At 31.6% G+C, this 6,612-nt stretch carries 7 protein-coding genes and 1 rRNA gene; 2 read left to right on the top strand and 6 right to left on the bottom strand.

Annotation, left to right across the window (positions count from 1 at the left end):
• Genes frr through secG form a run of 3 tightly spaced genes read right to left on the bottom strand, consistent with a single transcriptional unit; the run spans position 1 to position 1,881 of the window.
• On the bottom strand, positions 1-558 hold the full coding sequence (gene frr, locus ACH5BH_RS07475) for a ribosome recycling factor (protein WP_404305256.1): 558 nt from the start codon (positions 556-558) through the stop codon (positions 1-3).
• A 10-nt stretch (positions 559-568) separates the two neighbouring features.
• Positions 569-1,510, bottom strand: coding sequence for a polysaccharide deacetylase family protein (locus tag ACH5BH_RS07480; protein WP_423297939.1), 942 nt, complete (start codon positions 1,508-1,510; stop codon positions 569-571).
• A gap of 20 nt (positions 1,511-1,530) precedes the next feature.
• Complete coding sequence (secG, locus tag ACH5BH_RS07485; RefSeq protein WP_423297940.1) at positions 1,531-1,881, bottom strand: preprotein translocase subunit SecG; 351 nt, start codon at positions 1,879-1,881, stop codon at positions 1,531-1,533.
• A gap of 72 nt (positions 1,882-1,953) precedes the next feature.
• Between secG and ACH5BH_RS07490 the strand changes: the two genes are divergently transcribed.
• Complete coding sequence (locus ACH5BH_RS07490) at positions 1,954-2,646, top strand: methyltransferase (protein ID WP_423297941.1); 693 nt, start codon at positions 1,954-1,956, stop codon at positions 2,644-2,646.
• On the opposite strand, the gene ACH5BH_RS07495 is transcribed toward ACH5BH_RS07490, so the two are convergent.
• From ACH5BH_RS07495 to ACH5BH_RS07505, 3 genes are read right to left on the bottom strand one after another with little or no spacing between them, the layout of a single operon-like run.
• Positions 2,643-3,323 (bottom strand): Bax inhibitor-1/YccA family protein, encoded by a 681-nt coding sequence (locus ACH5BH_RS07495; protein WP_423297942.1) that lies wholly within the window; start codon positions 3,321-3,323, stop codon positions 2,643-2,645. The two genes, ACH5BH_RS07490 and ACH5BH_RS07495, sit on opposite strands and share 4 nt — an antisense overlap.
• Before the next feature lie 46 nt (positions 3,324-3,369).
• Positions 3,370-3,762 carry a thiamine-phosphate pyrophosphorylase gene (locus ACH5BH_RS07500; RefSeq protein WP_404305266.1) on the bottom strand — a complete coding sequence of 131 codons (393 nt, stop codon included), beginning with the start codon at positions 3,760-3,762 and terminating at the stop codon, positions 3,370-3,372.
• A 55-nt stretch (positions 3,763-3,817) separates the two neighbouring features.
• Positions 3,818-4,516, bottom strand: a complete 699-nt coding sequence (locus ACH5BH_RS07505; protein ID WP_404305268.1) for a Bax inhibitor-1/YccA family protein — start codon at positions 4,514-4,516, stop codon at positions 3,818-3,820.
• A 513-nt stretch (positions 4,517-5,029) separates the two neighbouring features.
• On the opposite strand from ACH5BH_RS07505, the gene ACH5BH_RS07510 reads away from it, so the two are divergent.
• A 16S ribosomal RNA gene (locus ACH5BH_RS07510) occupies positions 5,030-6,544 on the top strand.
• Positions 6,545-6,612: the final 68 nt, after the last annotated feature.

Raw genomic sequence — 6,612 nt, forward strand, 5'->3', positions numbered from 1 at the left:
TTATACCGTTAAAATTTCTTGTTCTTTTGCTTTTAAAGTTTCATCAGCTTTAACCACGAAAGAATCAGTAATTTTTTGAATTTCATCTTGTGCTTTTTTACTCTCATCATCAGTAATTTCTTTATCTTTATGTAATACTTTTACTTTGTCATTTGAGTTTTTTCTAATATTTCTAATAGCAACTTTTGCATTATCAGTCATACCTTTAGCTTGTTTAGCTGTTTCTTGTCTTTGCTCAACAGTCATAGGAGGGAAGAATAATTTGATTACATCACCATCATTATTTGGGTTTACACCAATATTAGCATTTTGAATTGCTTTTTCAACATCAGTTAAAAGATTTTTTTCCCATGGGTTAATTACAATTGTAGTAGCATCTGTTGCAGTTACTGAACCAACTTGATTTAATGGAGTAGGTGTACCATAATAATCAATTGAAATACCATCTAAAATAGCAGTATTCACTTTTCCTGTTCTTAATGTTTTGTAATCTCTTTTTAAAGCCTCAATTGACTTTTCCATATGCTCAGTTGTTTCAGCATAAATCTCTTCTAACATTTAATCTCCTTTATTTAATTAATAATTTACTTGAAATTGTATAGTAGTCAGGGCTAATAGCTACTCTATTACGAGAGAACTTTAGCTTCTTATTTAAAATGAGGTCTATTATACCATCTTTTACTTTTATATCCTGCCATCCATATCCAGAAACATATAATTTCATGTTTTTTATATTTGGGTTTACTTTAACTTTAATTTGTCTTAAAACACCATCTTTAGGTGTAGTTTTAGGTTCAATCCAAGAAGCTTCCAAAGTTTTGTATTTTAATTTTTCTTTTAAATTTACTTTACCAACTAGTGCAACTCTATTGATATCATATCTATCACTTTTTTTATTGACACTTCCAGAACTTTGATTAGCAATATATTCAAAATCAAACTGTTTAATTACATCTTTTACTCTTTGGTTATATTCTCCATAAGGATATACATAACCCTTAGGTTTAAAGCCCATCTTTTCTTTAAATATTTTGTAAGATAATTTTGTATCTTCATAAATCTCTTCAGTACTTAACTTTGTAAGATGTTTGTGAGAATAAGAATGCAAAGCAATTTCACCATACTTTGAAGCTTCTTTTATTTGTTCCCATGACATAAAGTCACCATAATTCTTTTCTGTTGCTTCAACATAAACAAATAAAGTAAAAGGGTAATTATATTTTTTAAATAGTGGAAGCCCGTTATTATAAAAGCTTTTATAAGAATCATCAATATTAAAAGCAACCCAATTATCAGGCACTTCTTTATTGTTTTTAAGTTTATTAACTATTTCTATCATAGGTACAACTTTATACCCATGATCTTTAAAATACTTAAACTCTTTTTCTAATTCTTTAAGAGTTGTGTTTGTACTTTGATGTCTATCATCACCAAATCTATGATAAACAAACACGTGTGCATTTGCACTTAAGTAATAATATGAAATACAAAGAAGTAATAGATACTTCATAAGTCTATTATTCTTTATATTTATTTATTTGTAGGAACTACTGGTGCAGAACCTGGTGCTGCTGGAGCAGCTTGTTCAGTCTTTTGAATTGGTGTTTGAGGGATTAATGAATCAGTTTTAACTGTGTCAATTGCACTCTCATTTCTTTGCTCATTATATAAATATCCTAAAGCAATTGTATTGATTACAAATACAAGTCCTAAAGCCATTGTAGCCTTTGTTAAAAAGTTTCCAGGACCTTTTGCTCCAAATAATGATTCGTTACTTCCGCTATAAGCTCCAAGTCCAATGCTTGAACTTTTTTGAAGTAAGATTACTATTGTTAATAAAATTGCTAAAACAAACTGAACTATTAGCAGTGTAGATGTCATAATCTATTTCCTTTTTGAAAAATGGTGTATATTTTATCTAAAACTTATTAATAAAAAGTTAAAATGATATTTATGTCAGTTAAAAATGAATTTTCTAAATACGCAAAAGAGTATCAATCTCATAATATTATACAGCAAATATGTGCAAAATCACTAGTTCGAGAACTTAAAACAAAACCTAAAAAAATATTAGAATTAGGTTGTGGTTCAGGGCAAGTTTTTTCACAAATATCTTGGGATATAGACTACTATAAAGCTATTGACTTTTCAGAATCTATGTGTAAACTTCATCCAAAAGCTAAAAATATTCAAGTTAAATGCTATGACTTTGATACAAAAGAGTTTTTAGAAGAGATAAAAGATGATAAATATGATGTAGTTTTATCTTCATCTGCATTACAATGGTCAAAAGATTTATCAAAAATTGTTAAACATTTATCTTTTATAACAAATGAAATAAATGCAGTATTATTTACTTCAAATACATTTAAAACAATACAAGAAGTATCAAATACAAAGTCACCTATATTAGATGAAAATTCAATAAAAGAGGCTTTTTCTAAATATTTTAAATGTGAATTTGAAACTATAATGTACAAATTAGAGTTTGATAATAAAAAAGATTTATTTGATTATATAAAAAAATCGGGGGTTAGTGGAGGAAATTCTGCTATGGATTTTAAAACAGCAAAAAAACTTTACAAAGATTATAACTTAGATTATTTAGAGTTTGAAGTTATCTTTGTTAAAGCTATATTATGTTAGTTAATATCTTTATTTAACACTAAATGTAAAAATCTAAGACTACTTAATAAACCAATAAAGTTTATATATAAGATTAAACAAGCTTCAACTGGTGAGTCAATTTCTTTCTTTATTATAGCTTGTGTATCATAAAGAATTGCTGCACAAAATAATATTGAAAAACATACTGCAATTATAAGTGCTAACGTTGTTGACCCAATAAACATATTTGATATAAACGCTATTAAAACTATCGAAAATGTAGAAGTAAGAATAGCACCTAAAAAATTAAAATCTTTTTCTGTAACTATCGCATAAAATGAAATAGCTATAAATGTAAGTGATGAAATAAAAAAGAATTGAATAAAAATAATTATATCTGCACCCATTTGAAGAAAGGGATTTGTTAACATGGCTGCAAAAGATAAACCTGTAGTGAAAGTAAATGAGTATAAAAGAATAATATTAAAAATGGGTATATTTTTAGCTAATAAAATTCCAAGTAATAGTCCAAATTCGATTCCAAGTATTAAAATTTTATCACCTACACTAAAATGCTTAATAAATTCAACACCAATATAAACACCAATAGCTGCAATTAATAGAGATAAAGACATTAATAAATAAGTATTTTTTAAAATATTACTATAGTCTATTTCCATATTTTCAGATCTTAATTTAACAGTTTTCCTATACATAACTTCCTCATTATTAATAAAGTTATATATTATATTATAACTAGACTTAATTAATATTATTTAAAACAGTCTCTAAATTATAAAGTTCATATCTGATATATTTAAAGTTCTCACTATCTTCAATAGATGTAAGTTTGGTAAACTCTTCTAGTACCCTAGAGCTTTCTTGTGCCCTTTTAAAGTTAGCAATCATAATAGAATTTAAATCATCTCTATTTTGTTCACTTTTAATTGAACTTCTTAATACATCGTTTGCTACATCTCGTGTTTGAAGTAGTTCATTATAGTTATTAGTTCTAGCCAAGTGTCTTAGATTTTTTAGTTTAATAGCAGTATCTTTATCATTATAAACATATCTAAAGATATCTTCAACTACACGAATACCTTCACGTAGTCTATTTAAGTTTGCATCAATTAGTCTTAATTTGTTTGAGTTCATATTATATTAGTATAGTATAAATGATGATGAAACTAACTCCAAAAGGAGTTAGTTATTAATCATCACTGCTATTCATAATTCCAAGAATTTGTAATAGTGATATAAATAGATTAAAGAAATCTAAATATAAAGATAGTGCTGCTTCAATAGGTGAATCATAATGACCTTTGATAATATTCTGTGTATCATATAAAATGAATGCAGAGAATAATAAAGCACCAGCACTAGCAATCACTAGTTGGAACATAGATGATTGAATAAAGATATTTGAAATACCTCCTACAATCATAATAATTAAAGCAATGAATAAAAATTTCCCCATAGAAGAAAAATCTCTTTTAGTAGTCATTGCAAACATTGAAATACCACCAAATGCTACAGAAGTCATTAAAAAAGCTTGACCTACAATAGAAGCACCACTAGGCATTGCAAAAATTGCTGCAAGTAATGGAGCAATTGTTAAACCTGTAATAAATGTAAATAAGAACAATACAGCTAAGTTAACACCTGGTGTATGCTTAACTCTTGGTATTACAAAGAATATTAATGCTAATTCAACAGCAAATAATACCCACTTAACAGGTCCAGCTAGTATACCAACTATTTCTAAACCAATATATGCTCCAGCAGTTGCTGCTAATAATGATCCAGCAAATAACTGATAAGTTGCCTTAAGGAAACTCATTAATTCAGCTTTTGATGACTCCTGTGTATATTGAGATGTTTCATTAGAAAGATAATCTCTATTATACATGTTTCTATCCTTTATATTTTTTTGTGTAATTTTAGTATCTTACTGTTTAATTACATCTTTAATATTTACATTAATATTAAATTAGTTATATATTATGATAAAAAAGTAAATAGAAAATTAATAAAATATATTAAAAAATAAAAAAAGTTGAAAAAGAGAAGTAAAAACCCAATAAAAGCATAGTAAAAAGCAGAAAAAAAGACAAAAGGATTACAAATTGAGCAATTTAAGTTAATATTTAGGAAAACTTCTTGACAAAGGGAAGAAATTTGTCTATAATTCCCGTCCAATTTCAGAGGAACGACACAAAGTTCTAAAGAGATTAAGATCTTTAAAAACGAAGGTTAATAAGAAGTAATTTTTATAAACCGAATATAGAATAAACGATATAAAAACAAGAAGAACAATTCTTGTCTATTTAAGTTTTTTACAATCAAAAGATTATAAAAACATTTTGAGTGATAGTTTTGTTAATGTAACAATTAATAAAAATTGTCAGTTTCAGATTTTTCAATTATGGAGAGTTTGATCCTGGCTCAGAGTGAACGCTGGCGGCGTGCTTAACACATGCAAGTCGAACGAGAACGGAACTAGCTTGCTAGTTTGTCAGCTAAGTGGCGCACGGGTGAGTAATATATAGGTAATGTGCCCTAGAGAAGAGGATAACAGTTGGAAACGACTGCTAAGACTCTATATGCCTTTAAGACAGAAGTCTGCAAGGGAAATATTTATAGCTCTAGGATCGGCCTGTACGGTATCAGTTAGTTGGTGAGGTAATGGCTCACCAAGACAATGACGCCTAACTGGTTTGAGAGGATGATCAGTCACACTGGAACTGAGACACGGTCCAGACTCCTACGGGAGGCAGCAGTGGGGAATATTGCACAATGGGGGAAACCCTGATGCAGCAACGCCGCGTGGAGGATGACACATTTCGGTGCGTAAACTCCTTTTATATAGGAAGATAATGACGGTACTATATGAATAAGCGCCGGCTAACTCCGTGCCAGCAGCCGCGGTAATACGGAGGGCGCAAGCGTTACTCGGAATCACTGGGCGTAAAGAGCGTGTAGGCGGGTGAATAAGTTTGAAGTGAAATCCTATAGCTCAACTATAGAACTGCTTTGAAAACTGTTCACCTAGAATATGGGAGAGGTAGATGGAATTTCTGGTGTAGGGGTAAAATCCGTAGAGATCAGAAGGAATACCGATTGCGAAGGCGATCTACTGGAACATTATTGACGCTGAGACGCGAAAGCGTGGGGAGCAAACAGGATTAGATACCCTGGTAGTCCACGCCCTAAACGATGTACACTAGTTGTTGTGAGGCTAGACCTTGCAGTAATGCAGTAAACACATTAAGTGTACCGCCTGGGGAGTACGGTCGCAAGATTAAAACTCAAAGGAATAGACGGGGACCCGCACAAGCGGTGGAGCATGTGGTTTAATTCGACGATACGCGAAGAACCTTACCTGGACTTGACATAGTAAGAACTTTTAAGAGATTAGAAGGTGTCTGCTTGCAGAAGCTTATATACAGGTGCTGCACGGCTGTCGTCAGCTCGTGTCGTGAGATGTTGGGTTAAGTCCCGCAACGAGCGCAACCCTCGTGTTTAGTTGCTAACAGTTCGGCTGAGAACTCTAAACAGACTGCCTGGGTAACCAGGAGGAAGGTGAGGACGACGTCAAGTCATCATGGCCCTTACGTCCAGGGCTACACACGTGCTACAATGGGGTATACAAAGAGCAGCGATACGGTGACGTGGAGCAAATCTCAAAAATATCTCCCAGTTCGGATAGTAGTCTGCAACTCGACTACTTGAAGTTGGAATCGCTAGTAATCGTAGATCAGCAATGCTACGGTGAATACGTTCCCGGGTCTTGTACTCACCGCCCGTCACACCATGGGAGTTGAACTCATTCGAAGCGGGGATGCTAAGATAGCTACCCTCCACAGTGGATTCAGCGACTGGGGTGAAGTCGTAACAAGGTAACCGTAGGAGAACCTGCGGTTGGATCACCTCCTTTCAGAGAAGAGAGAAGTTATTCGATTAACTTCTCCAAAGCTATCAAAGATAGCAAAAAAAGGGTATATC

Origin of the sequence: Arcobacter rhizosphaerae, from assembly GCF_049472155.1 — a bacterium.
Lineage (GTDB): Bacteria > Campylobacterota > Campylobacteria > Campylobacterales > Arcobacteraceae > Arcobacter_B.